We start from the raw sequence: 24,369 nt of genomic DNA on the forward strand, positions 1-24,369 counted from the left end.
CACAACGATTTCAGGTGGCCCACCTTCACCACCAGAACGGTGCTTGCGGTGAATAGGGCTCTTCCATTGCCACAACTTCGTCCTCGGTCAACTGGAGTTCGAGGGCTGCGGCGGCGTCGGCGAGGTGGTGAGGCTTTGTGGCACCGATGAGGGGAGCCGACACGACAGGCTTGGACAGGACCCAGGCCAGCGCCACCTGGGCCATCGGAACGCCGCGCTGTTCGGCGACGCGCTGAACGGCCTCGACGACGGGCTCGTCCACCGCAAGGTCGAAGCTTCTTGCGACGACATCGGTGCTGGATCGACTGGTCTGGGTGCCCCAGGGCCGGGTGAGGCGTCCCTTGGCCAGCGGCGAGTACGGCGTGCACCCGACGCCCAGGTCCGCACAGAGCGGCAGCATGTCCCGCTCCTCCTCGCGTTTGAGGAGGTTGTACTGATCCTGCATAGCTATGAACCGGGTCCACCCGTGCTGGTCGGCGGCGCGTTGCAGCTTGGCGAACTGCCAGGCGTACATCGATGACGCCCCGATGTAGCGCACCTTGCCGGCCTTGATGACGTCGTGCAGGGCCTCCATTGTCTCTTCGACAGGAACTTCGTCGTCGAACCGGTGGATGTAGTAGACGTCGATGTAGTCGGTATCCAGTCGGGTCAGCGACGCGTCCAACTGCTCCAGGATCGCCTTGCGGGACAAGCCAGAACCGCCGGGACCGTCGTGCATCCTGCCGGACACCTTGGTGGACAGCACGATGTCTTCTCTGCGGGAGTAACGCTTGACGGCGCGCCCGACAAACTCCTCGGACGTCCCGGAGCTGTACACGTTTGCGGTGTCCCAGAAGGTGATCCCTAACTCCACCGCCTGACGGAAGAACTGCTGCGAGGCGTCCTCGTCCAGGGACCAGGCATGCAGGCTGCGGGAGTTGTCACCGAAACTCATACAGCCCAGCGCGATTCGGCTGACCTTGAGACCAGACTTCCCAAGACGCACGTAGTCCATGTCCATCCCTCCCACCCGGTATCAGCGCTTCAGGGCCTCTCAACCTAGCCGACGCTATGCCAGGACCGGCCTCAATGGAGTCTCGGCTCTGACTCCTTCGGAGGAGATCGACTGTGACCAGCTGATCCGACGGGACCTCCCGCTCTGTCTGCCGCCGTGGCAGCCGGGTGCGGGCTGTGGTTCTCGAGCGCGGCATGAATGTGCGGATCGGGGCCTATCCGGGCGTGGCGTGTGCGACGCGGCGCAGCCTAGCCTGTCTGCATGCGACGCTTCGACGATGAGGACCTCACCGGCGCAGAGTTCCGGGAATGCGACCTGAGTAGAGCGCGGATGGTCGGTGTGGTCATGCAGGACGCCAAGATCGACGGTCTGGTCAGCAATCTCGAGGTCAACGGGGTCGAGGTGATGTCGTACGTCGAGGCGGAACTCGACCGCCGTCACCCGCTAAGGCTGTTGCTCCGCTCCGATCAGCCGGACGACCTGCGAGAGGCCTGGCGGCAACTGCGGGACGACTGGGCGACGACGACCGAGCGAGTTCGGTCCATGCCCGAGAACAGCGAACATCACGGCGTCGACGGTGAGTGGTCGATGGTCGAAACCCTGCGGCACCTTGTCTTCGTGCACGACTCATGGTTCCGACGCTGCGTGCTCGGGCTCACCGAGCCGTTCACGGCCCTGGGTCTAGGTCCACCGTTGGTCATGGACCAGGAGGAGAACGGGCTCGATCCGTCCGCCCAACCGAGCCTCGACGAGGTGCTCGCCGTACGAGTCCGGCAGGCTTCGGAGATCGAGACATGGCTGGCCGATGTCACACCTGATCAGCTCGCGCGCACCGCGCCGGTGCCCGACGACGACAGATGGCCCCCGTACGCCAAGGGGCGGACCGTGCGGCAATGCCTCGGCACCGTGCTCAACGAGGAATGGGCTCACCACGGGTTCTGCATGCGTGACCTGGACAAACTGTCACGTTCACGACTGGGGGCATAGGAGCCTGCGGTGCATTGTCGAACCGCGCGGTTACCGTTCGTGGACCAGGTGAACCGCCGGAACGCGGCGGTCCGGGAAGGAGTCGTGAAATGCCGCAGTACGTGCTGGTCCTGGACGTCCACGCAATGGACCACATCCCCGACGAGGATATGCCGGATGTTGACAAGGCCGCCCACGCGGTCAGCCAGGAGGCCATCGACGCCGGCGTGTGGGTGTGCGGCAGTGGATTGGAAGGCCAGAGGGCAAGCATCGTGGCCGCCGACGGGACGGTGACCGACGGCCCTCCGGTGACCGTGGGCGGACTCACCGTGATCGAGGTGCCCTCACGCGAGGAAGCGCACAAATGGGCTGCCAAGTGGGCTGCCGCGTGCCGCTGCGACCAGGAAGTCTGGGAACTCGGATTCGACCCCAAGATCGAAGCGATGCTCCGTCAGGCAGGCAACCGAAAGTCGCGTCCCGACGACGCCTGAACACACCCCAGAGCAGAGTGTCCCAGCGGGCGGATCGAGTCGCGGACCGCCTGGACGAGGCGGCCGCTCTGGCTCGCGCGTACTGACTACTTGCGTGTTCAGGGCGGGTCCGCGGACGTCCTGCCGTTCGACCTCGGAGACACAAGTGGCCTCTGATCTGGGGTTCTGCGAAGTAGGGCGGGCGGGGCTCGAACCCGCGACCCAGGGATTATGAGGTCGGTCGATGTTCGGTCGGAGTCGCGACATCCGAGCTCAAGAGCCTGATGTGACTATCGCCGGGTCGGAATGCTTACAGGTGGATCGCACCGGCATGTGCCACACCTGTGCCACGACGCCGCCAGGTCCTCGTAGCTGACCTCTTCCATGCCATCGACAGTCAGCGTCCGTGCGCTGTCTTTGACGAGCCAGCCAACGGTGCGTCGGTGTTCATGCGGAATCGGTGATGTCCGCATCGAACGGTAAGCAGAATGGTAAGCATCAGCGTCTCTCGTCGAACGCGTCAGGAGGTTAGCTTCGGAAGGCTCTCGATCATGCGGACGGTCTCGACGCTGACGGTGGTGACGCGCTTGATTAGGTCGACGATGTAGCGGGGGTCGTTGTGCTCGTCGCACCAGTCGTCGGGGTCATTGACGATCCCCGAGGCATTATCCGTCTTGACCTGGTAGCGGTCGATCAGCCACTCCAGAGCTGTACGCGACCCCAGCAAGTAGCGGTGGGCCTCGTCCGGGATGCCGGTCAGCGTCACACGGGAGTTGTAGACGATGGCGGAGCGGTCGGTCTTGGAGCGCCAGCGCATCTTGGTGACCCGCCACGGTTCGCGGTCGTTGCTGTCGAGGGTGCCGGTAATGTGCTCGGTTAGCGGGTACGCCTCGACGGTCTCGTAGCCGAGGTGGAGGTCGGCCAGCCGTCGCCCGGCGTTGTTGAAGGCCTGGAAGTCATCGACCGAGTCGACCTTGGGGATACGTGGAAGCATTTTCTTGAGATCGGCGGCGAAGGTCTCTCGGTACTGCGGTGAGTGAAGCAATCCGTAGACGTAGCAATAGATGTCGTCCTTGGTGACCTCTTGGCCGAATGTCTTCTGGTAGTCGGCGAGGATCGAGTCGCTGACGTTGTCAATACGGCCGTAGCCGTCAATGGAATCTTCCGAATCGGAAAGCAGGTGCTCGTGCTGACCGACCGCTTTATAGGTCCAGCGTGGGAAAAACTGCCCCGCTTTACCATATTGCCGTTGCGATCTGGCCAGTCGATCCATCGACAGGCTTGGTCGTATTTCTTCGCTAGCAGCGGATCCAGCTCGAAGTAGCGGACCAGCAGCTGCTCGAACTTTGTACCCCGCTCCGAGTTGCTGGGGGCTTGCCGGAAGGCCTCAATGACCTCGTGCACGGTTGCCATGCCGCCGATTATTTCCGTTAGAGCGGCGACGGTGTTGGCCTGGCTCTGTTGTCGGTCCAGGCAAGGCGGTTCACCCCAACCCGCAAGTTAAGCCTCCCTGTTGGGGGCTAGTAGGAGACCTGTGCGCGTTGGAGGTAGGTCGGGAATGGCTCTGCAACCCAGCACCTTCATATCACTCGGCATTTCAGGGAGTGCTGCCCGCAGCTTCGCTGCTGCGTCCACGGTGCAAGACGGCGCGTTTGCTGTTGCCCATTGCCACGCTCGACGGGCACGCCAGCGGGCGGGTCGGCTAAGCGCCGGTTCGCCGCCACCCGCCTGAACTCCGGCTGGCCAACCTCCAATCCGCTGATTCGTCCGAGGCGCCGCAAGTGGTCCTGCACTGAGCCGGCTGAGCCTCGGTGTCTGCCGCTGTTGCCGGTCTCCAGCGACGGATGGTAACCGGAAGGTATCCGCTGGCAGCGATGGTGAGGCTCCCTCGGTACGGGCGTGACCCCTTCCGTGTCCGCGCAGCCCGAGTCGCCGCTAGCCGGCTCAGACTGGCTCAATGCGGTCCGTGCGGGTCCTTCCGCTGACCTCAGGATCGGTGGCGATTGGCTGTCAGTTCGGCGTCACCATCCCTCTCGCACCCTTGCAAGGCTCTTGGAACCAGCCACCCCTGTGCCTAGCCTGGCGATCACCCGTCGACCCTTAGGGCAGTCTGTGACCAGCAGCTCTCTCCTCAGCCGGCCGCGGCGACCTAGGTCAGCACCAAGCACTACAGTGAGGGCGTGGATGGGGATCGAGCACCAGACGAGGCAGTTGTGCACGTTGCACTCGACGAAACGTTCGACCCAGTAGTTGGAGTTTGTGCTGTCGTTGTTGAACAACACTACTTGGACCTCAACCGGGAGGTTCAGGAGTTATACCACGACCTTGCCGATTCCTACTATATGGACGATTTAGCAAGTTTCGAGAAGTTCGTCAGAGACGGTTTCCACAAGACGGCTGATCCATTCGAGGTCTCAACGCGCTTCATAAACTATCTCTCGCATGCTGTCGGATTCAACAGTTACATCATCTTTAGTAACAGGAAGCGCAGACCCGACCTCAGCGATCTTAAGCTTGTTCTCATGCTATATGCAGAAACGGTTCGGACAATTGTGGAGCGACACCGCAGTCGGGCCGAGATTGTCTTTCACTTCGAGCAACATCAGCAGTTGAATCTTTATCTTGAGCCACTCGTGGTATCGGTCTGTGGCAAGATTCGCGGCCGAAAGCCCAAAATTACGGTGGGCGTCGGCGCTAAGAAAGACCCGCCGTTGCTGGCAATTGCTGACTATGTTTTGCATACATTTGGGTCCTGGTGGGCGGAGAAGGGCGACAAGCCCTCTAGGCCAACAGATGCTGCGGACAATCGGTGGCGAGATATGCGGGCAATCAGACGATCATTCTCAATTGTGCGTTCGATGGAAGACGGGCTGGTTGCTAGGCGAGACTTGCCGGACGCGTTGGATGGTACTCTTGTCTCGTAGGTGGGGGCGACGCCCTCGGTGTGCGAGTCTGCACGCGTTGACGATTGATGGTAGGCGCTTCGGCCCGCCCTCACCTTCCCCAGGATCTCTGGAATGAGATCTGCGGCACGTCTGGGATTCGTAGCAGGCGTACGAGCGTCCGCACTCCAGCAGATGGCCCTCACATTCGATCGCGGCCTCGGATATTCAACGCTTGAGGTTCCGAAGAGGGGTGGCGGTAGTCGAACGGTACTACGGCCGGTTTCCGAGCTCGATCACAATTTGAAGTTGCTGCGACGTGGGATTGACACGTTGTCGAGTTACAGCCCCCCAGAGTGGGTCCACGGCTTCGTGCCTAAGCGAAGCATCGTGACGAATGCCCAAGCGCACCTCTCAAAGGAGATCGTCCTTCGCTTAGATTTGTCGGCATTCTTCGAATCGATCAAGAAGTCGGCGGTGCGCGAGGCGATGCTTCGATTTGGATTCAGCGATGATGCGTCGACGTTGATCAGCGACTGCTGCTGTATACACGGCTCGTTACCAGCTGGCTTCAGTACGAGTCCGACTCTATCGAACATGGTATTTCTGCCAACCGACGATGCTCTACACGAGTGGGCGGGGTCTCGGACCCTGACGTACACGCGTTATGCGGACGATTTGACCTTTTCGGGAACCGACATAACAGACGACGATTGCGCTGAGATTGCGCGGATGCTTTCTAGCGCTGGGTACGCCGTTAATGCCCGTAAGACTAGATTTATGCGTCGTGGCGGACCACAATACGTGACAGGTTTGTATGTCGGGGAATCGGATCAACCTCATGTCCCCAGACGGATGAAGCGGTTGCTGAGACAGCAGGCCTATTACATTGCGCAGTATGGATACTCAGAGGCTCAGACTCGAAGTAGCCGGCAATTTACGCCCTACCAGCTCCGAGGCTGGATCAACTACATGGGAACTCTTCACCCCGAACTTGCGGCGCGTCTTCGATGCGCGATCTTTGCGAGGCTTCCTCAGGCACCCGAGAGGCCTGATCCGTCGGACTACTGGGATGATCTTCTTGACGAGCTCCATATACCAGATGACTTCTGATAGATCGCTCAAGCTGTACCAGGAGATATGCGCTCGGTGAGCACATCAACGTCCTGTTGCTTCAATGCGCCATCCGTTTGAGCCGAACTCGTCGCTTCGCCCGGCTCTAGCTCAGAACGCGGTCAGCTGATGCTAGGTGACCCCTCCATCCAGCCAATCGATGCCTAGCGTCTTGATGGCCTCTGAGGTCAGGTTCTCGGCGCCGAACGTATCAACCCAGAAATCGAGATAATCCTCCTCCGGCTCCCAGGGCTCGAACTCGGGAGTTGCGGCAGCGACAAGCACTTCGTCCTCTAGTACCAGGCCGCACACGAAGCACTGGAAGTCTATAGACATGAATCCCGGCACGAGTTTCAAGCGGCCCCGACGGTCAGTCTCGCGGTGCAACTCAGCGCTAACGCGCGATAGGCCGACCGAGAAGCAGACAGGGCACTTCCGCCGCTCAGTAGCCGACGTTTGGTGATCGTAGTGTGCGCTTTCCTTTTTACCTTCCAGGTCCTCGGGATTCAAACCGTCGTACCGCTTCGCGAATCGCCTCTGTGCGGCGGCGTAAAGTGTCTTAACCTGCTGGCGATCAGATTCCGAATCGTTGCGCATTACGTGTTCGACTAGCGTCGAGTGCTCCGCCCAAAAGTCCTCCGGAGTGCGATCCATTAAGGGAAGCAGCCGATGTATCGCCTGGACGAACGCGGTAATCACCCTATGCATCGTGGCGCTGACCTGTTTGCTGCTTTGGCTACCATGTGCTGTCAGATCTCGCACGGCTTTCAACTCCTGAAGCGCCCTCTCGTCCCCAAGCGTATCCTTCCCATACAGCAGATCGAGGCGCTCGATCGACTTGACAAATCCAACTGTGTAAGGGAAAGCGTCGTCCCTGCTGGCCGCGTTGCTTGGGCGCGTGGCGCGAGGAGCGGGCCGGAACCCTGCGAATCGTAATAAGGCCGTCTCAGAGAACCGCTGATTCTCAAGGAGAAGTACGGGATTCGCCCGGCAGAGGACTGCTTTCACGCCCAGCTCTACGCTCGCACCAGCGTGAAGGAAGAAGAATGGCGCGTCGTCGGGTGAATAGTGATCGAGTGCTGACCTAGCAAAACGCTCAGCAGCAGTGAGGAAGTCGGTCCAAAGATAGGGTGGGGCGCTCAGAGTCGGTGCTGCTGTGCCCGCTGGCTCGTTCGGCATGGGTTGGATGCTAATTGCCCGGCGTCTTGGCTGCTCGACGGGCTGGCGCGGCCCGCAGCGAAGCGAGGACACGCGCCAGCGGCCGAGCGGAGCGAGGCTCTTGATGAGGTAGAGGGATATTCAGCAATGCACGGGGACAACGAGCGTTCCGTTCGTGCCGGAGACTCGGCGGGTCTATCACCAGCCCGAGCCGGCCACCGGCCGGCGCCTGGCCGAGCAGATCGTGCCACCTTCGCGTCGTGCCCGATCCCCGGGGTCGCACGCCTCGGCCGGACCCTGTAACGGTGGCGGACAGCGTTCCTGGCCTACTCCGACACCGCCCGCGCTTCCAAGGCGGCACTGAAGCTATCGGCCTGATCGAGCTCCACCGCCGGATCGCCCGTGGCTTCCGCAACCTCGACAACTACCGGCTACTGTTCCTCATCGGCGGGCGGACTGACCAGCCCCACCTCAAGTAAGAAGAGCCCCTTTACGAGACACTCCCCGCTACCGGCGGGGGTAAAGCCTGAAGAGGCTGGCGCCTGCTTGTCAGGTCGTGTGTCTGAATTGCAGATTTCGGGCTAGGCACAGAAAGGGTGGACCTTGCCCTTGTATATGGGGAAGTGACATTCATGATGCTTCCTGTTCGTTGGTGGGGTGCGCGTCTTGTCTGCCCTGGCTTCACCCTGGGGGTCACGGTGTCCACCGGCCAGGGATGACCTCACAGTTAACAGCTATTGCTACCGCTGCATGATTCTGGTGATGATGGTGTGAACGGTTCGATTACTCGCTGAAGAGGTGACGGCTGTGGATCCGGTTTCGTTGATTGTGGCGGCGTTGGTGGCGGGTGCAGCTGCTGGGGCGGGAGATGTTGCGTCCTCTGCGTTGAAGGACGCTTACGCTGGTTTGAAGGGTCTGCTGAAGAGGGCGTTTGCGGACAAGCCGGCGGCGGAGGTGGCGTTGGACGAGCATGAGAAGGCTCCGGAGGCGTGGGAGCCGGCGCTGCGGCAGCAGATCAAGGACACCGGGGTGGACTCGAATGACGAGGTGATCGCGGCGGCGGAGGCGGTGCTGAAGGAGGTGCCGCCGGGGACGCGGATCGGGAATGCGACTGTCACGGTGAATGATCAGGGCCGGGTGGGCGTGGTTGGGCACGGCGATAACACCGTCGATATGGGGGATAGCCCGCCGGCACGAACGGACGGCGAGCGGTGATGGCCGCCGAAGGATCGGGGCCTGCACCGGGCTCCATCTCGGTGTCCGATCAGGCGCGTGTGGGCGTCATCGGGCCCGGAGACAATACGGTGAACATGGTGACCCCTCGCCGGGAGATAAACTGGCCGGTGGTGGTGGGGTCGCCGCCGCCGCTTGCGTCGGCGTTCCAGCGGCGAGGTTCAGTTGCCGAGCGGATGGGCCAGGGCGATGGCGTGGCAGAACTGCGGCAGGTGCTTACCGGAGACGGTGGGGTCGGCAAGTCCCAGATCGCCGCTGGATTCTTCGCCGCGGCGACCGCCGATCTGCGGGTCTGGGCGAGCGCGGAGTCTCGGACTGCGGTGATCACGGGGTACGCGGAGGCGGCGATGCGGCTGGACTTGGCCGACCGCCAGGTGGGGCCAGAGGGCCTGGCCAGCGCGTTCGTCGGGTTTCTGGCCGCAACGACGAGGTCGTGGCTGGTGGTGGTGGATGACTTGCACGAGCCTGCGGATATGCCAGGGCTGTGGCCGCCCCGGCGGGGCCAGCTGGTCGTGACCACGCGAAGGACGGACGCGTCGCTGTCGGGTGGTGGCCGCACGAAGATCGATGTGGGCGTCTACAGCCCGGCCGAGGCCCGCAGCTACCTGGAGCAGCGGCTGTCGCCGAAGCTGGACGATCTGCCCGACGGCGTGCTGGACGAGGCGGGTGGTCTCGCCGAAGACCTGGGCTTCCTCCCACTGGCCCTGGCCCAAGCGGCAGCGGTGATCATGGACCAGGCCATCTCCTGTAGTGATTACCGAGGTCTATTTGCTGATCGAACAGCCACCTTGGAGGACCTATTCCCCCCTGATGCGGATGCCGACGAGTACGGGCGGACCGTGGCCGGTACATGGACGCTGGCCATAGACGCCGCAGACCATCTCGATCCTGTCGGTCTGGCGCGGCCGCTGGCCTGGCTTGTCGCCGTCTGCGATCCGGCCGGCGCTCCGGAGGCGGTTTTCACCAGCGAGACCAGCCGACGGTTCCTGGTTGGCCGGACGGGAGCGGGAGAAGAAGACCTGATTGCAGCGCCGGCGGCGCGAAAGGCGGTGCGCGCCCTAGACCGGTTGTCCCTGCTCAACCACGACCCGAAACAGGGAAACCCTCGGGCGGTGCGCATGCACAACATCACCGGCCGAGCCATCCTACAAACACTCTCCTCAGACGAAATCGCCGAAGTTGTGTTGGTGGGGGCCGATGCACTGCTGGACGTGTGGCCAGTGATCGAGAACAACCCTGTGTTGTCTGAGTCACTCCGCGCCAACACGGCCGTCCTGCTGAGCATCAACGCAGACGCCCTCTGGGACAACACATCAGGTGCTCATCCTGTGCTGTTTCGTAGCGGGCGGTCCCTTTCCGACGCCGGTCTTACAGCGTCCGCTGCCGCCTACTGGGATCACATGCTGATGGAAGCGCTGGGCCGGTGCGGCCCGGACCACCCCGACACGTTGGCGTCGCGGAACAACCTCGCCTACGCCTACCGGTCGGCCGGCGACCTCGGCCGGGCGATCCCCCTGTACGAGCAGACCCTGCCCGACCGCGAGCGGGTCCTCGGCCCGGACCACCCCGACACGTTGGCGTCGCGGAACAACCTCGCCGGCGCCTACCAGTCGGCCGGCGACCTCGGCCGGGCGATCCCCCTGTACGAGCAGACCCTGACCGACCGCGAGCGGGTCCTCGGCCCGGACCACCCCGACACGTTGGCGTCGCGGAACAACCTCGCCTACGCCTACGAGTCGGCCGGCGACCTCGGCCGGGCGATCCCCCTGTACGAGCAGACCCTGCCCGACCGCGAGCGGGTCCTCGGCCCGGACCACCCCGACACGTTGGCGTCGCGGAACAACCTCGCCTACGCCTACCAGTCGGCCGGCGACCTCGGCCGGGCGATCCCCCTGTACGAGCAGACCCTGCCCGACTCCGAGCGGGTCCTCGGCCCGGACCACCCCCAGACGTTGACGTCGCGGAACAACCTCGCCTACGCCTACGAGTCGGCCGGCGACCTCGGCCGGGCGATCCCCCTCTACCAGCAGACCCTGCCCGACCGCGAGCGGGTCCTCGGCCCGGACCACCCCGACACGTTGGCGTCGCGGAACAACCTCGCCGGCGCCTACGAGTCGGCCGGCGACCTCGGCCGGGCGATCCCCCTGTACGAGCAGACCCTGCCCGACCGCGAGCGGGTCCTCGGCCCGGACCACCCCCAGACGTTGACGTCGCGGAACAACCTCGCCTACGCCTACCGGTCGGCCGGCGACCTCGGCCGGGCGATCCCCCTCTACCAGCAGACCCTGAGCGACTCCGAGCGGGTCCTCGGCCCGGACCACCCCCAGACGTTGGCGTCGCGGAACAACCTCGCCGGCGCCTACGAGTCGGCCGGCGACCTCGGCCGGGCGATCCCCCTGTACGAGCAGACCCTGCCCGACTCCGAGCGGGTCCTCGGCCCGGACCACCCCCAGACGTTGACGTCGCGGAACAACCTCGCCGGCGCCTACCGGTCGGCCGGCGACCTCGGCCGGGCGATCCCCCTGTACGAGCAGACCCTGCCCGACCGCGAGCGGGTCCTCGGCCCGGACCACCCCGACACGTTGGCGTCGCGGAACAACCTCGCCTACGCCTACCAGTCGGCCGGCGACCTCGGCCGGGCGATCCCCCTGTACGAGCAGACCCTGAGCGACTCCGAGCGGGTCCTCGGCCCGGACCACCCCCAGACGTTGGCGTCGCGGAACAACCTCGCCTACGCCTACGAGTCGGCCGGCGACCTCGGCCGGGCGATCCCCCTGTACGAGCAGACCCTGCCCGACCGCGAGCGGGTCCTCGGCCCGGACCACCCCCAGACGTTGGCGTCGCGGAACAACCTCGCCGGCGCCTACGAGTCGGCCGGCGACCTCGGCCGGGCGATCCCCCTGTACGAGCAGACCCTGCCCGACCGCGAGCGGGTCCTCGGCCCGGACCACCCCGACACGTTGGCGTCGCGGAACAACCTCGCCGGCGCCTACCAGTCGGCCGGCGACCTCGGCCGGGCGATCCCCCTGTACGAGCAGACCCTGACCGACTCCGAGCGGGTCCTCGGCCCGGACCACCCCGACACGTTGACGTCGCGGAACAACCTCGCCGGCGCCTACCGGTCGGCCGGCGACCTCGGCCGGGCGATCCCCCTCTACCAGCAGACCCTGAGCGACTCCGAGCGGGTCCTCGGCCCGGACCACCCCGACATCAGCCAGTTGCGGACCGAGCTGGCCAGGATGTGCCGCTCCCCCGCGGCATCCGAGCAGGGCAGCGGAAGCAAGATCAGTTAGCTTCGACCGGCCAGTTCCGTGATGCGCGTCTAAGCTCGAGGAGGCGCCTCCGACGCAAGTCAGTGCGGGACTGCTTCAAAGCATGCGCTGAAGGCCACCGCCGCTGTGCGGCCCGCAGCGAAGCGAGGACACGCACAGCGGCGCCGTGAAGTCGAGTAGGAAGGCCTATGGACGAGGAGCGCGCCAGGAACAGGCACGCTCGAACGCGCACCGATCGATGTCACGTCCCGGGTGCGGCCCCGTGCTCCAGGTAGGTGTCAACTCTGTCCTGGGCGGCGTGAATGACTCGCCGAGCTAAACGTGCGGGCAAGAGATCGTCTAGGCGATCGGCAGCGAAGAACTCTGCGGCTGACAGCTCGTCATTGGCCACGTTGATCTTGCCGGCCTGGACCGCGTCGAGTCGCCCGCCGTCGAAGATGACGAGGAGCTTGTCTCCTTCGTCGGGGTGGGGCGCCCAGTCCAGCACCAAGAGGTCGGCGAGCTGGACATCCAGACCGAGCTCTTCCTTGACTTCTCGGGCGGCTGCGGCTCGTGGGCTCTCGCCTATCTCGACGTAGCCTCCCGGTATCTCCCAGCCATCTTTGTAGGTCGGCTTGACTAGGAGTATCCGGCCACTGGCGTCCTTGAACAGCACGCCGGCGGCCACCCGTGGCGTCGCGAATCGCTCGGACTCAACAGTCACACGCTCAGGATATGGGAGCCGCTAGGCGACGAGGACACCCGCCCGCCGAGCGAGGCTGTGGAGGTCGGCGGAAGGTGCCATGTGGCGGCTGCGGAGCCAGTCATGCAGCAGGGCGTGAGTAAGGAAGTGGCGGCGGACCTGCTCGGGGGCGCTGGCCTCGGCGCGCATGACGAGGGCGAGCGCGTCACGTTGGCGTCGCTGGAAGTGGAGGGCCCGGGCGACCTCCAACCGGTGCCTGACTTGGCGCTCCATCGGCATCGGGGAGACGTCGATCCGCTCGCCCAGTGCGGCAGCGCGTTGGTAGTCCCCTAGTTCAGCCGCGACTGAGGCGCGGTGTATGGCGACGTTGGTCGGGCCGAAGGCGGTCCACAGGTAGTTCGCGTCCTCGCCAAGCGCGACGCTCGCGATCTGGGCATGGCCGAGGTGTTCCTGGGCGGCTGCTCGATTCTTCATCCGTGCGGCCGTCATCGCGCCCACGAGGTGCAGGGTGCCTAAGGTGGAGATGAGCCTGGGGTCCCGTGTCCCGGCGGGGATCAGCCGGAGGGTGTGCTCAACGACCGCCATCGCGTCGTCATATTGGGCGTTGGAGAGCAGGGCGTGGGCAATCGAGCGCTGCACGGAGGTCTTCGCGCCCAGGTCGTCGCTGTCTTGGACAAGTCGATCGCCCCTGTCGGCACAGTTGAAGGCAAGGTCCTGCTCACCCAGTTTGGTCAACACGCAGGAGGCCACCTGGTACAGGTATGCCATCTGCACCTCCGCAGCTTGCTTCGCCTGGTCGCTGCTGGCATGGGCGGTGGCCGACGCGATGGGCAACAGCCGATGCAGCTCGGCGACGACATAGCCGAACCGAGATGCCTGATAAGCCGACCAGATCCCGGAGACGGCTTGGGTCAGCACGTCGAGTGAAACGGGTGGTGATTCTTCGCTGAGGTAGTGCGGGTTCACAAAACGGTAGGAGAGCAGTCGCTGTCGCAGGGCGGGGACGCTGCGGCCACGCGTGAGTGCCTCTACGTCGACGATGTCGTCCGGCAACAGCTCGTAAGGTGCGATGTCGAGGACTTCGGCGAGCCTTGCGATGTTGGGCAGCACTTGCAGGTTCGCGCGGCCGGACTCGATCTTCTCGATCCAGCTGACGGTCTTGCCGACCAGCTCGGCCAGCACCGTCTGCGACATGCCTCTCCGACGCCTGTAGTAGGCCACCCGCTGACCGGGTGTGAGGTGGTTCGTCGCCCCCTTCATGAGATCAGGATGGCACGCGGTGGTGACAGACCCCGGAATCTGTTTGCGGGTGGATCAGCGGGAACGGGTTGACGGTGATAGCAGGCCGATCAGAAGCACTCCAGACCGGGAGTGCGCGGCCCCTGTCATAAGGAGATCGCAATGGCGATTCAAGGTCCGTTCAAGATCGAATGCAGCGAGCTGTTCCCCTGCGGGGTCGGCGTTGTCGGTGCTGTGACGGCGCTTGCTGACTTCGACGTGTCCACGAAGGAGAACCGGGTGCAGGCGCGGGACAAGGAGTCGGGGCTGCCGTTGTGGAGTGTGGAGGTGATGGACTTCGACCCCGAGGCGCGCGAGCGGACATTCAAGGTGAAGGTGGCGGCTGCGGTGCAGCCGGTGCCGCCGGAGGCGATCGCGGGCGCGCCCGTGCGGCCGGTGGTCCTGGAAGGTTTGACGGTGACCCCTTACATCAAGGAGGGGACGCGGCCGCGGATTGCCTACTCCTTGCGGGCGACGGGTCTGGCGGCGCCGCGGCGGTCCGAGGCCGGGAAGGCTGCCTGAGATGGCTGACCAGACTGAGCCGTCGGTGGTGGTGCAGGGTCTTCGGTGGTGGGCGCAGGGCGCCTACGCCGAGGAGGCGGCGGTGGAGCTGCTGGTGAGGGCGTTCGGTGGCCGTTTCGCCGCTGCGGGCTGGCCGTGGGTGCGCTCGTGTGAGCGTCCCGGCTGGTGGCGGCTGGACGCGGACGAGTTCGGCGGCCACACCGATGTGCTGTCCAGTGGCGAGCAGCGGGTGCTGGCGGTGGTGGAGGCGCTGGTGTCGGCTGGGCCGCTGCTGGATGTGGGCGGGATCCTGGCCGGTGTGGACCGGGTGAACCTGGTCCTGATCCTGGCGGCGTTCGCGCATGCTGGCGGGTCGCATGAGCATATGGAGCTCATCGCGACCGAGGACGGGGTCCGGTACGGTCGGCTGGCGCCACTGGTGTCGTGGCCTGACGTCGAGATCGGTGCGGTGTCATGAGCGTCGTCGGTGTCGCGGTCATTCTCGGCGTGATTGTGGCGGTGCTGGTGCGGATGAAGGTCGCCCGCCTGTCGGTGGTGATCGTCTGTGTGCTGTTCGGCCTGGTGCTGGGTGTGACACCGATCGGCGACGGCTTGAACCAGGCGTTGGCGTCGTTGGGTGGTTGGACCTCCCGCCAACTCCGGGCGCTGTGATGGCGCTGTCACAGGTTCGCGCCGACGCACCCCTCCGCGTCAGCCCACAGCCGGTCCGGGTCGCGGTGTGGGCGGTTGTGCTCGCCTGGCTGGCCCGCCGGCTGTGGCGGCTCCTGGTGCTCATCGCCAGATGCCCCGCCGCTCTGCTGGGCCTGTCCGTCGTCGTGGTCGGGATCGTGGCCTGGCAGGTCCTGGGTCTCGCGCTGCTGCTGGGCATCCTCGGCACCGTACTGCTGGTGCTGCTGGGGTGGCGGCTGCGCTGGCCCGACGGGTTCCACCGGGGCGTGTCTGGCCCGGTCCGGGGCTGGCTGCGCGGTGGCTGGGTGTATCGGCGGCGGTGGACGACCGCGATGGACACCGCAGGGTTGACCGTCACCCGGAACGGCACCACCTATGTGCCGCCGCTGCTGAGGGCCCGCTCGACCTCGTCGGTGGACCGGGTGACGGTGCGGATGATCCCCGGTCAGACGCTGGAGGACTACGCGGCCGTGTCAGACCGGCTGGCGCAGACGTTCGGCACCACCGACTGCCGCACCCGGTCTGTGCCGTCGAAGCCGCATCTGGTGGAGCTGTGGCTGCTGGTCTGTGACCCGCTCACGGCACTGGTCAACCCGTTCCCCGCCGACCGGGCCGGCCTCGATGCTGGTCTGCCGGTCGCCCGAGCCGAGGACGGCAGCACCTGGCGGCTACGAATCGTCGGGAACCACATCCTCATCGTCGGCGCGACCGGTGCAGGGAAGGGCTCGGTGCTGTGGTCCATCGTCACCGGCCTCACCCCGTCGATCGCGAATGGTGTGGTGAAGGTGTGGGCGGTCGACCCTAAGGGCGGCATGGAACTCGCCCCCGGCCGGCACCTGTTCGACCGGTTCGCCCACGGCGACAGCACCGACCAAGCCGGCTACGAGGCCGGGTTCGCGGACATTCTCGAGGACGCCGTGGGGGTGATGCGGTCCCGGCAGGACCGCCTCCGCGGCATCACCCGGCTCCACACCCCCTCGACCGATGAGCCGCTGATCGTGGTGATCGTCGACGAGCTGGCCGCACTCACCGGCTGGGTGGCCGACCGGACGGCGAAGAAGCGGATCGAGTCCGCCCTCGGGCTGCTGCTGTCCCAGGGCCGCGCCGTCGGTGTCGTCGTCATCGGAGCGGTGCAGGACCCCCGCAAGGACGTGCTGCCGATGCGGGACCTGTTCCCCACCCGCATCGCCCTGAGGTTGAACGAGGCCGAACAGGTCGCGCTGGTCCTCGGCCCCGGCGCCCGCAACCGCGGCGCCCGGTGTGACCTGATCCCCGACAGCCTACCCGGCGTCGGCTACGTCACCGTCGAGGGCATCGCCGAGCCGGTCCGGGTCCGGTTCTCCCACATCACCGACAACACGATCACCACCCTCGGCCAACCGGCCCGGGTGCCGGCGTTGACGGTTGTGAAGGGTGGTGCAGCGGCATGAGACTCACCGCCGCCCTCGACCTGGCCATGATCACCGCCGACATGGCACGCGAGCTCGCCATCGCCCAGAAGGTGTGCATCCGGCCCCTGCTGCGCCGAGTCGAGGACCGCCAGACCGGCACCGAGGACCTGGTCGCGATCCCGTGCGGGTCCACCCGAGAGAACGTCTGCCCCTCCTGCGCGCACAAGGCCCGACTGCTCCGCATGCAACAGTGCGCCGAAGGCTGGCACCGCACCCAAGAACCCGACCTCTCCACCCGTGCCAACGCCGACCCGCCGGAACGGCAGGAACTCGACGACGACGGTGAGCAGGAGTCTGATCGTCGTACTCGGTCGACGCTGCGGCGGCAGGATGCGCCGGACCTGCCGCGGGTCCCGACCGAGGATCGGACCGTGGGCCGGGTCTTCACCACCCCGGACGGGCGCGAGTACCGGCCGTCGATGTTCGTGACGTTGACGCTCGGCTCCTACGGTTCCGTCACCTCGACCGGGGCACCGCGCGATCCGGGCAGCTACGACTACCGGCGGGCCGCGCTGGATGCGTTGCACTTCCCGAAGCTGGTCGACCGGTTCTGGCAGAACCTGCGCCGTAGTGCCGGCTACAAGGTGCAGTACTTCGCCGCCGTCGAACCCCAACGCCGCCTCGCGCCCCATCTGCACGCCGCGATCCGTGGCGCCATCCCCCGCGCCACCCTCCGCCAGGTCGTGAAGGCGACGTATCTGCAGCTGTGGTGGCCGCCGTTCGACACCCCGGTATACGTGGACCGGCTGCCGGTGTGGGACGGCCACGACTACGTCGACCCCGCCACCGGCGAGACGCTGCCCAGCTGGCAGCAGGCTCTCGACCAGCTCGACACCGACCCGGACGCGACACCAGCCCATCTGCTGCGGTTCGGCCGCCAAGTCGACATGGCCGGCATCATCGCCCCCTCCCCGGACGCCGACCGGGCCGTCCGCTACCTCACCAAGTACCTCACCAAAGCCATCAGCGACGCCCACACCCCCGACGGCGACCCGGCGGACCCGGCCTACCTGCGGCATGTGGACCGGCTGCACGTCGAGCTGCGGTTCCTGCCCTGCACCCCGACGTGTGCGAACTGGCTCCGCTACGGCATCCAACCCGCCAACGCCGGCCCCGGCCTCCAACCCGGCCACTGCGACTCCCCCGCGCACGACCGGGACAACCTCGGACTCGGCGGCCGCCGTGTCCTCGTCTCCCGCCAGTGGTCCGGCAAGACCCTCACCCAACACAAGGCCGACCGGGCCACCGTCGTCCGCGAAGCGCTCCTCTCCGCCGGAATAATCGCACCCGACACCGAACGGATGGCCGCCGACGTCACCCTGCCCGACGGAACACCCAGGTTCGTGTGGACCGACACCAACCCCGACCAGGCCACCTACGCCCGGGTGCTGCTCGCCTCGATCGCCGAACGGCACCGCTGGCGGGCCCAGTACGAGACGGCGAAAGCCGCCGCGGCTGTGGACAACTCATTCGGCAACCCCGCCAGGGCACCCTAACCCGGCGCTCGGACCACCAAACGGCGTGCTGGCGAAGGAGACCACAGCTCGGCCTCCCCCGATAACCAGCCGCATCTGGGTCGAAGGACCGGCTGTCAAGGGTGAGCGCAGCGAATCCGCAGGACCGAGCGCAGCGAGGCCCTTGACCGCCGGGACGCAGACCACACCATCCCCATCGGGGGAGGCCGAGAACGCAACCACGTTTAGCGGGAGTTGATCATGATCAGTGTTGATGAGATTGCGGACGATGGTGACGCGGGTGCACTGTGGACCATCGGCGACGTGAGTAGTTACTTGCGTGTGCCTGTGGCCACGCTTTATTCCTGGCGGGTGCGTGGTGATGGACCGCCGGCGTTGCGCCTCGGGCGGCATCTGCGGTTTCTCCCGTCATGTGTGCGCGCTTGGGCTCAGTCACAGACGGCGGCCTGACGTGGCGAGCGTTGCCCGCGATACACGCGACGGGCACTGGCTCGCTCGATGGCGTGATCCGTCTGGCCGGCAACGTAAGAAGTCCTTCACTCGGCGCGTCGATGCTCAGCGCTGGCTCGATCAGATGCGTGCCGAGACACATCGCGGGCAGTACATCGACCCGGCTGGCGGCAAGATCCGACTGGGTCCGTATGCGTTGACTTGGATGGCGGGTCAGGGTCATCTGAAGCCGTCTACCGCGTATCGATACCAGGGCATCGTCAAGCAACACATTGTGACGTACTGGGGAAGTTGGACTCTGGCGTCGGTGAACCATTCCGATGTCGCGACCTGGTTGGCTGGGCTGAGCGCGGCCGGGCTGCGACCTGGAAGCGTCCGCCAGATTCATCGGGTCTTCGCGATGATCATGAATGCCGCGGTGGTCGACGGACGGATTGGCCGGTCGCCGGCAGAGGGGGTGAAGCTGCCTCGCCAGGTGCGGTCAGAGCCTCGGTCTCTGACTTCCGACGAGGTTGGTCGACTGGCCGCGGCCGCTGGGCCGGAGAATGCACCCCTGATACTGGTTCTGGCCTTCACCGGTCTTCGGTTCGGGGAGGCCGCTGGTTTGCGGGTGCGGCGGGTGGACTTCGCGCGTCGCCGGCTTGACATCCGTGAAGTCGCCTCTGAGGTTGGAGGGCGGGTGGTGTTTGGAACGCCGAAGACGCACCAGCGTCGCACGGTCGTCGTGCCGCGCTCCCTCATGCCGCTGCTGGAGGCGGCGTGTGCGGGCAAGGCGCCTGATGATCATGTGTTCACTTCGCCGGACGGGTCGGTTCTGCGGTTGCGCAACTGGCGGTCTCGGGTGTTCGATCCTGCCCGGGCTGCCGCGGGTCTGGACCACGCACGACCGCATGATCTCCGCCACACCGCGGCGTCGTTGGCCATCGCGTCCGGGGCGACGGTGAAGGCCGTGCAGTCGATGCTTGGCCACGCTTCGGCGGCGATGACATTGGACATCTACGCGAGTCTGTTCGCCGACGAGTTGGACGCCGTGGCGGACGCCATGGACGCGGCTGTGCCACAAATGTGCCACATAGCCACCTCTGCCACGTCCGGGCCGCATCACTCGGACGACGAGAAATGACTGTGGCTAGGCGTTTCACCTCTGTGGGGCGGGCGGGGCTCGAACCCGCGACCCAGGGATTATGAGTCCCCTGCTCTAACCGGCTGAGCTACCGCCCCTCGCCCGTGAGGCGCGAAGGGCTCCGAGTGTAACGCGCTCAGGCGTGCCGACAGACACCCACACAGGCACCGATGATGTGCGACCATCGGCACATGACCCAGCGGATACCGACGGCCGACGACGTACGGCGCAACGCCCAGGACCTGTGGACCTGGATGCGAGCCGACCCGAAGAACTTCGCCAGGGTGTTCGCCCTGGTCTTCGGTCTGGTCGAGGGGGCGAGCCAGGTCCACTGGCACCGCACGCATGGCTATCGGGCCGTCTCCATCCGGGGCAGCATCGCCTACGCCAAGGCCAAGCCACTCCGGGTCACCGTCGACACGCTGGTCTCCTGGTCGCCGCAGATCATCGCTCTGATCCAGCGTCGCGGGGGCCAGGACTGAGTTTGCGGCGCCGCCTGTGAGCTAGACCGACGCGGGTCCCAACGGTTGCTCGGTGCTCGGCTCGACGCCGGACGAGCCGACCGGATCCTTCAGCTCGACGAACAAGGTGTGGGTCTCGGAGTCCCCGATGTTCTCCCCGCTGTGCGACTGGGCCGGCAGCCAGACCGCCTTGCCAGCCGGCAGTTCCACGTCCGAGGTTCGCCCGTCGCTGGAGAGCCGACGACGAAACGAGCTCAACGTCACCATCACGCTGTCCGGGTGCTGGTGCGGAGTCGTTCGCGCGCCGGGCTGGTCAACGTACTCGAGCACCCGCACCCGCTCGTTCTCGAACAGCACCCGGTACCGCTCGGGGTTGGTGGTCACCGGGTCGAGGCTCTCCCCCGACCCACTCGGCGCGGCGCTCATGACTGCAGGCTAGACGAAAACCCGCTACCGCGAGCCCGCTCCGGCGGTATCCAGGCTGTCAGCCAGCTCGGTCAGCCACTCCGCCACACCCTGCGGCCCGTCCAGCACCAGATCTGAGATCTTCGCCAGCGCGTCCTGCTCCTCCGAGGCCGAGCACACCAGCAGCGTCGGATGCCCCTCGTCGCGCAGCTCTCGCACCACCTCGAACGCCGGCAGGTCCCCAAGATCGTCACCGGCGAAGATCACCTGGCTGGCGCCGGTGTCGGCCAGCAGCCGGCGCAGCGCATCACCCTTGTCGATCCCGGAACCGCGAATCTCCAACACGTTCTTGCCGGGCTCCAGATGCAGGCCATACTTGCTCGCCAGCTCACGCAGCGGTTTGAGCAATGCGTCGAACGCGCCCTGCGAATCGTCCAGCTCGCGGGTGTGCACGCCGATCGCCCGACCCTTGTGCTCGATCCGGACTCCGGTCAGACCCAGCTCGGCGAACAGCGCGGGCAGCTCGTCCTCGACCTCTGAGATCTCCTTCGGCTCGGGAGCGGCCTCGAAGTGGTCGGTCGCCGCTTCCCAGCGCTCGGCACCGTACTGGCCGAGCACGACCAGCGACTCCAGCCCGGTCATCTCCTTGAAATGGCCGAGTTTGACCGCGGTCATCGCCGGCCTTCCGGTGATGATGGCGATCGTGCCCAGGTGGTGACCCAGTCGACCCAGCGCCGCAATGGCATCCGGATGCGCATAGGCCTGTGCCGGGTCGTCGACGATCGGGGACAGCGTGCCGTCGAAATCGACCGCCAGCAGCGTCGCCTTCGGCTGGGACTTCACGGCTCGGAGCGCCTGCGCCGCGGCCTCACTCATCGGTCCGTAAGAACACACGAGATGACTCTCTCAGATGATCACCCGGCTTCGCCAACCGAACCCGGGGGTACAGGTGGGTAGACAGCCGAGCGGCAGCGCCCACTAGGCTCGCGTGGGAACCAGGGAGGAAACAACCATATGAGTGCCGCACCGAGGCGCAAGCAGTCTGACGGCCAGTCCGGGTCCGCAGGTCCCACCGCATCGTTCATCGTGGTCGCCAACCGGCTCCCCGTCGACCGGGTGGAACTGCCCGACGGAACCACCGACTGGCGTACGTCACCCGGCGGTCTGGTCACCGCTCTGGAACCGGTGATGCGGGCCAAGCACGGCGCCTGGGTCGGCTGGGTCGGCTCGCCCGATGAGACCCACGACCCGTTCGTCGAGGACGGGCTGCAGCTGGTCCCGGTCACGCTGTCCGCCCAGGAGGTGCGGGACTACTACGAGGGCTTCTCCAACGGCACCCTGTGGCCGCTCTACCACGACGTGGTCGCGCACCCGGAGTTCCACCGCGAATGGTGGGACGCCTATGTCACCGTCAACCAGCGCTTCGCCGACCGGACCGCCGAAGTCGCCGAGCAGAACGCGGTCGTCTGGGTGCAGGACTACCAGCTGCAGCTGGTCCCGCAGATGCTGCGCACCCAGCGCCCGGACCTGCGGATCGGGTTCTTCCTGCACATCCCGTTCCCGCCGATGGAGCTCTACCAGCAGCTCCCCTGGCGCAACCAGATCATCGAGGGCCTGCTGGGCGCCGACCTGGTCGGCTTCCAGCTGCCCGGCGGTGCACAGAACTTCGTCCGGCTGGTCCGCCAGCGGCTGAAGTACGAGACCCAGCGCGACACCGTGCGGCTGCCCGACGGCCGCAAGGTGCTGGCCCGGGCCTACCCGATCTCCATCGACACCGAGGGCTTCAACAAGCTGGCGGCCCGACCCGAGACCGCGGCCCGGGCGGCTGAGATCCGCCACCACCTGGGTGACCCGAAGACGGTCTTCCTCGGCATCGACCGACTCGACTACACCAAGGGCATCATGCAGCGCATCCGTGCGTTCGGCGAGCTCGTCCGAGACGGGCTGCTGGACCCGGAGGACTGCGTGTTCGTGCAGGTCGCCACCCCGTCGCGGGAACGGGTCGACCAGTACCGGCTGCTCCGCGACGACATCGACCGGCTGGTCGGCCGCCTCAACGGCGACATCGGCCGGATCGGCCGCCCGCCGATCACCTACCTGCACTCCTCCTATCCGCGCGAGGAGATGGCCGCCCTCTACCTGGCCGCTGACGTGATGGTGGTGACCCCGCTCCGGGACGGCATGAACCTGGTGGCCAAGGAGTACATCGCCTGCCGACAGGCCGACGACGGCGCCCTGGTGCTGAGCGAGTTCGCCGGTGCAGCCAAGGAGCTGCGGCAGGCCTACATGGTCAACCCGTACGACATCAACGGGCTGAAGGACCGGATGATGGAGGCGATGCACGACTCCGACCGGGCCAAGTCTCGGCGGATGCGGGTGATGCGCCGCCAGGTCGCCGAGCACAACATCGACCGCTGGGCCCAGCTGTTCCTCGATGACCTGCAGGCGACCCGCCCCTGACGGCTCCACCCGTTACGACGCGTCAGCCGGCCACCGGCAGCACCTGCGGACCGTGGATCGCGGTCGCCCGGCGCATCTTCACCTTGCCCACCTGATGCAGCTGCGGGAGCCGTTCGGCCAGCGCCCGGAACGTGGCGGCCAGCTCGAGCCGGGCCAGCGGCGCCCCGAGGCAGTAGTGGATGCCGCCGGAGAAGGCCAAGTGCTCGACCGAGGACGTGCGGGTGATGTCGAACCGGTTAGGATCGGCGAACACGGCCGGATCGCGGTTGGCCCCGGCGATCAGAGTGACCACCCACTGGTTCTCCTTGACCTGGACGCCGCCCAGCTCCATGTCCTTCAGCGACACCCGGGCGGTCACCTGGACCGGCGGGTCGTAGCGGAGCACCTCCTCCACCACCTGCGGCGCCCGGCTCGGGTCCTCCACCAGCAACCGCCACTGCTCGGGGTTGGCCAGCAGCGCTCGCACCCCATTGCCGATCGCGTTGACGGTCGTCTCGAACCCCGCCAGCAGCAGCAGCCGGCACAGCGGGGCGATCACCTCCGGGGTGATCTCGTCGTTCTGCTGGCGTACGAGAGAGGAGACGATGTCGTCGCGCGGCTCGTGCCGGCGCAGTTCGAACAGATCGTCGAAGATGCGGCTCAGCTGGCGCTGGGCCGCCATCAGCCGGCGCAGATGACCGACCGAGCGGACCCCGTCCAGAGCGCCGGCGATGACCGAGCCGTATTCGGCGAAGGCCTCCGAGTCGACGTCGGGAACCCCAAGCAGCTCGGCGATCACCGAGATCGGCAGTGGGCTGGCGAACTCCGACACCAGGTCGAAACCGCCGCGGCTGTCGACCGTGTCGAGCAGCTCGCCCACCCGCTGCTCGATCTTCGTCGCGTAGGTGGCCATCCGTCGCGGAGTGAACGCCGGTGCCACCAGCCGCCGCAGTCGAGTGTGTTCGGGCGGGTTGAGCGCCAGCAACGAGAGGTCCAGCAGGTCGCGCGGCACCGGGTCGTCGCCGGTCGGCTCCTCCCCCTTGACCGCGAACTGTCGGCTGCGGAGCACGTCGTTGCAGATGCCGTAGCTGGCCGAGACCCAGTTGCCCAGCCGGGTCGGCTGCATCGCCCCGCGGCTGCGAACGAGGTCGTAGACCGGGTAGGGGTCGGCCTGGTATCTGCGCAGGCTGGTCAGCGCGATCGGATCATGCCGGACGTGGGCCGCGTAAGCCGTGAACGCCCGCTCGAGGTAGATCTGACCGACGAACTTCGCGCCGGAGCTGAGGGAGCTGAGCCGGCTCACCGCAGCCACCTCATCGGGTGACG

Annotated in this window: 23 protein-coding genes and 1 tRNA gene; 15 read left to right on the forward strand and 9 right to left on the reverse strand. The window is 66.1% G+C overall.

Going from position 1 to position 24,369, the window contains the following annotated elements; all coding sequences use genetic code 11:
* Window positions 1-25 precede the first annotated feature (25 nt).
* On the reverse strand, window positions 26-934 hold the full coding sequence (locus JOE57_RS03255; protein WP_420827665.1) for an aldo/keto reductase: 909 nt from the start codon (window positions 932-934) through the stop codon (window positions 26-28).
* A 321-nt stretch (window positions 935-1,255) separates the two neighbouring features.
* Here JOE57_RS03255 and JOE57_RS03260 point away from each other — a divergent pair, with 321 nt between their 5' ends.
* Window positions 1,256-1,981, forward strand: coding sequence for a DinB family protein (locus JOE57_RS03260; protein WP_204916374.1), 726 nt, complete (start codon window positions 1,256-1,258; stop codon window positions 1,979-1,981).
* A gap of 89 nt (window positions 1,982-2,070) precedes the next feature.
* The gene (locus JOE57_RS03265) at window positions 2,071-2,451 is read left to right on the forward strand and encodes a YciI family protein (RefSeq protein ID WP_204916375.1); all 381 of its coding nucleotides are present in this window, start codon (window positions 2,071-2,073) and stop codon (window positions 2,449-2,451) included.
* A 499-nt stretch (window positions 2,452-2,950) separates the two neighbouring features.
* On the opposite strand, the gene JOE57_RS03270 is transcribed toward JOE57_RS03265, so the two are convergent.
* Window positions 2,951-3,703 carry a type ISP restriction/modification enzyme gene (locus tag JOE57_RS03270; RefSeq protein ID WP_204916376.1) on the reverse strand — a complete coding sequence of 251 codons (753 nt, stop codon included), beginning with the start codon at window positions 3,701-3,703 and terminating at the stop codon, window positions 2,951-2,953.
* A 907-nt stretch (window positions 3,704-4,610) separates the two neighbouring features.
* Between JOE57_RS03270 and JOE57_RS03275 the strand changes: the two genes are divergently transcribed.
* Entirely contained in the window at window positions 4,611-5,354 is a 744-nt protein-coding gene (locus JOE57_RS03275) for a hypothetical protein (protein ID WP_204916377.1), read from the forward strand.
* Between the two features lie 153 nt (window positions 5,355-5,507).
* Window positions 5,508-6,425, forward strand: a complete 918-nt coding sequence (locus tag JOE57_RS19280; protein ID WP_420827696.1) for a reverse transcriptase family protein — start codon at window positions 5,508-5,510, stop codon at window positions 6,423-6,425.
* 132 nt (window positions 6,426-6,557) lie between these two features.
* Here the strand turns inward: JOE57_RS19280 and JOE57_RS03285 are convergent, their stop codons facing one another.
* Entirely contained in the window at window positions 6,558-7,604 is a 1,047-nt protein-coding gene (locus JOE57_RS03285; RefSeq protein ID WP_204916379.1) for a hypothetical protein, read from the reverse strand.
* Window positions 7,605-8,390: 786 nt separating this feature from the next.
* Here JOE57_RS03285 and JOE57_RS03290 point away from each other — a divergent pair.
* Both JOE57_RS03290 and JOE57_RS03295 read left to right on the forward strand, forming a co-directional pair.
* Entirely contained in the window at window positions 8,391-8,798 is a 408-nt protein-coding gene (locus tag JOE57_RS03290) for a hypothetical protein (protein ID WP_204916380.1), read from the forward strand.
* A gap of 212 nt (window positions 8,799-9,010) precedes the next feature.
* A complete protein-coding gene (locus JOE57_RS03295; RefSeq protein WP_204916381.1) occupies window positions 9,011-12,109 on the forward strand; it encodes a tetratricopeptide repeat protein in 3,099 nt (1,032 codons plus the stop codon).
* A gap of 220 nt (window positions 12,110-12,329) precedes the next feature.
* On the opposite strand, the gene JOE57_RS03300 is transcribed toward JOE57_RS03295, so the two are convergent.
* Window positions 12,330-12,791 carry an NUDIX domain-containing protein gene (locus JOE57_RS03300; protein WP_338041132.1) on the reverse strand — a complete coding sequence of 154 codons (462 nt, stop codon included), beginning with the start codon at window positions 12,789-12,791 and terminating at the stop codon, window positions 12,330-12,332.
* A 21-nt stretch (window positions 12,792-12,812) separates the two neighbouring features.
* Complete coding sequence (locus JOE57_RS03305; protein ID WP_275588290.1) at window positions 12,813-14,030, reverse strand: helix-turn-helix domain-containing protein; 1,218 nt, start codon at window positions 14,028-14,030, stop codon at window positions 12,813-12,815.
* A 141-nt stretch (window positions 14,031-14,171) separates the two neighbouring features.
* Here JOE57_RS03305 and JOE57_RS03310 point away from each other — a divergent pair, with 141 nt between their 5' ends.
* The 7 genes from JOE57_RS03310 to JOE57_RS03340 all read left to right on the forward strand — a co-directional run bounded on the left by JOE57_RS03310 (window position 14,172) and on the right by JOE57_RS03340 (window position 19,738).
* Window positions 14,172-14,570 carry a hypothetical protein gene (locus JOE57_RS03310; RefSeq protein ID WP_204916383.1) on the forward strand — a complete coding sequence of 133 codons (399 nt, stop codon included), beginning with the start codon at window positions 14,172-14,174 and terminating at the stop codon, window positions 14,568-14,570.
* 1 nt (window position 14,571) lies between these two features.
* Window positions 14,572-15,027 carry a hypothetical protein gene (locus tag JOE57_RS03315; RefSeq protein ID WP_204916384.1) on the forward strand — a complete coding sequence of 152 codons (456 nt, stop codon included), beginning with the start codon at window positions 14,572-14,574 and terminating at the stop codon, window positions 15,025-15,027.
* Entirely contained in the window at window positions 15,024-15,221 is a 198-nt protein-coding gene (locus JOE57_RS03320) for a hypothetical protein (protein ID WP_204916385.1), read from the forward strand. Before JOE57_RS03315 ends, JOE57_RS03320 begins: the two co-directional genes overlap by 4 nt.
* Complete coding sequence (locus JOE57_RS03325) at window positions 15,221-16,669, forward strand: FtsK/SpoIIIE domain-containing protein (RefSeq protein WP_204916386.1); 1,449 nt, start codon at window positions 15,221-15,223, stop codon at window positions 16,667-16,669. Before JOE57_RS03320 ends, JOE57_RS03325 begins: the two co-directional genes overlap by 1 nt.
* On the forward strand, window positions 16,666-18,186 hold the full coding sequence (locus JOE57_RS03330) for a replication initiator (protein ID WP_204916387.1): 1,521 nt from the start codon (window positions 16,666-16,668) through the stop codon (window positions 18,184-18,186). The genes JOE57_RS03325 and JOE57_RS03330 overlap by 4 nt, the downstream gene beginning before the upstream one ends.
* A 219-nt stretch (window positions 18,187-18,405) precedes the next feature.
* Window positions 18,406-18,615 (forward strand): helix-turn-helix domain-containing protein, encoded by a 210-nt coding sequence (locus tag JOE57_RS03335; protein WP_204916388.1) that lies wholly within the window; start codon window positions 18,406-18,408, stop codon window positions 18,613-18,615.
* 1 nt (window position 18,616) lies between these two features.
* The gene (locus tag JOE57_RS03340) at window positions 18,617-19,738 is read left to right on the forward strand and encodes a tyrosine-type recombinase/integrase (protein ID WP_204916389.1); all 1,122 of its coding nucleotides are present in this window, start codon (window positions 18,617-18,619) and stop codon (window positions 19,736-19,738) included.
* Window positions 19,739-19,762: 24 nt separating this feature from the next.
* Here the strand turns inward: JOE57_RS03340 and JOE57_RS03345 are convergent.
* Window positions 19,763-19,836, reverse strand: a tRNA-Ile gene (locus tag JOE57_RS03345).
* Between the two features lie 93 nt (window positions 19,837-19,929).
* On the opposite strand from JOE57_RS03345, the gene JOE57_RS03350 reads away from it, so the two are divergent.
* Entirely contained in the window at window positions 19,930-20,220 is a 291-nt protein-coding gene (locus JOE57_RS03350; protein ID WP_204916390.1) for a hypothetical protein, read from the forward strand.
* Between the two features lie 21 nt (window positions 20,221-20,241).
* Here the strand turns inward: JOE57_RS03350 and JOE57_RS03355 are convergent, their stop codons facing one another.
* Together JOE57_RS03355 and otsB are read right to left on the reverse strand one after the other, a co-directional pair.
* On the reverse strand, window positions 20,242-20,625 hold the full coding sequence (locus tag JOE57_RS03355; RefSeq protein ID WP_204916391.1) for a cupin domain-containing protein: 384 nt from the start codon (window positions 20,623-20,625) through the stop codon (window positions 20,242-20,244).
* 24 nt (window positions 20,626-20,649) lie between these two features.
* Entirely contained in the window at window positions 20,650-21,498 is an 849-nt protein-coding gene (gene otsB / locus JOE57_RS03360; protein ID WP_338041133.1) for a trehalose-phosphatase, read from the reverse strand.
* Window positions 21,499-21,618: 120 nt separating this feature from the next.
* Here otsB and JOE57_RS03365 point away from each other — a divergent pair, with 120 nt between their 5' ends.
* Window positions 21,619-23,064 (forward strand): alpha,alpha-trehalose-phosphate synthase (UDP-forming), encoded by a 1,446-nt coding sequence (locus JOE57_RS03365; RefSeq protein WP_204916392.1) that lies wholly within the window; start codon window positions 21,619-21,621, stop codon window positions 23,062-23,064.
* 22 nt (window positions 23,065-23,086) lie between these two features.
* Here the strand turns inward: JOE57_RS03365 and JOE57_RS19100 are convergent, their stop codons facing one another.
* The gene (locus JOE57_RS19100) at window positions 23,087-24,346 is read right to left on the reverse strand and encodes a cytochrome P450 (RefSeq protein ID WP_204916393.1); all 1,260 of its coding nucleotides are present in this window, start codon (window positions 24,344-24,346) and stop codon (window positions 23,087-23,089) included.
* Between the last annotated feature and the right edge of the window lie 23 nt (window positions 24,347-24,369).

It is taken from the genome of Microlunatus panaciterrae, from assembly GCF_016907535.1.
Lineage (GTDB): Bacteria > Actinomycetota > Actinomycetes > Propionibacteriales > Propionibacteriaceae > Microlunatus > Microlunatus panaciterrae.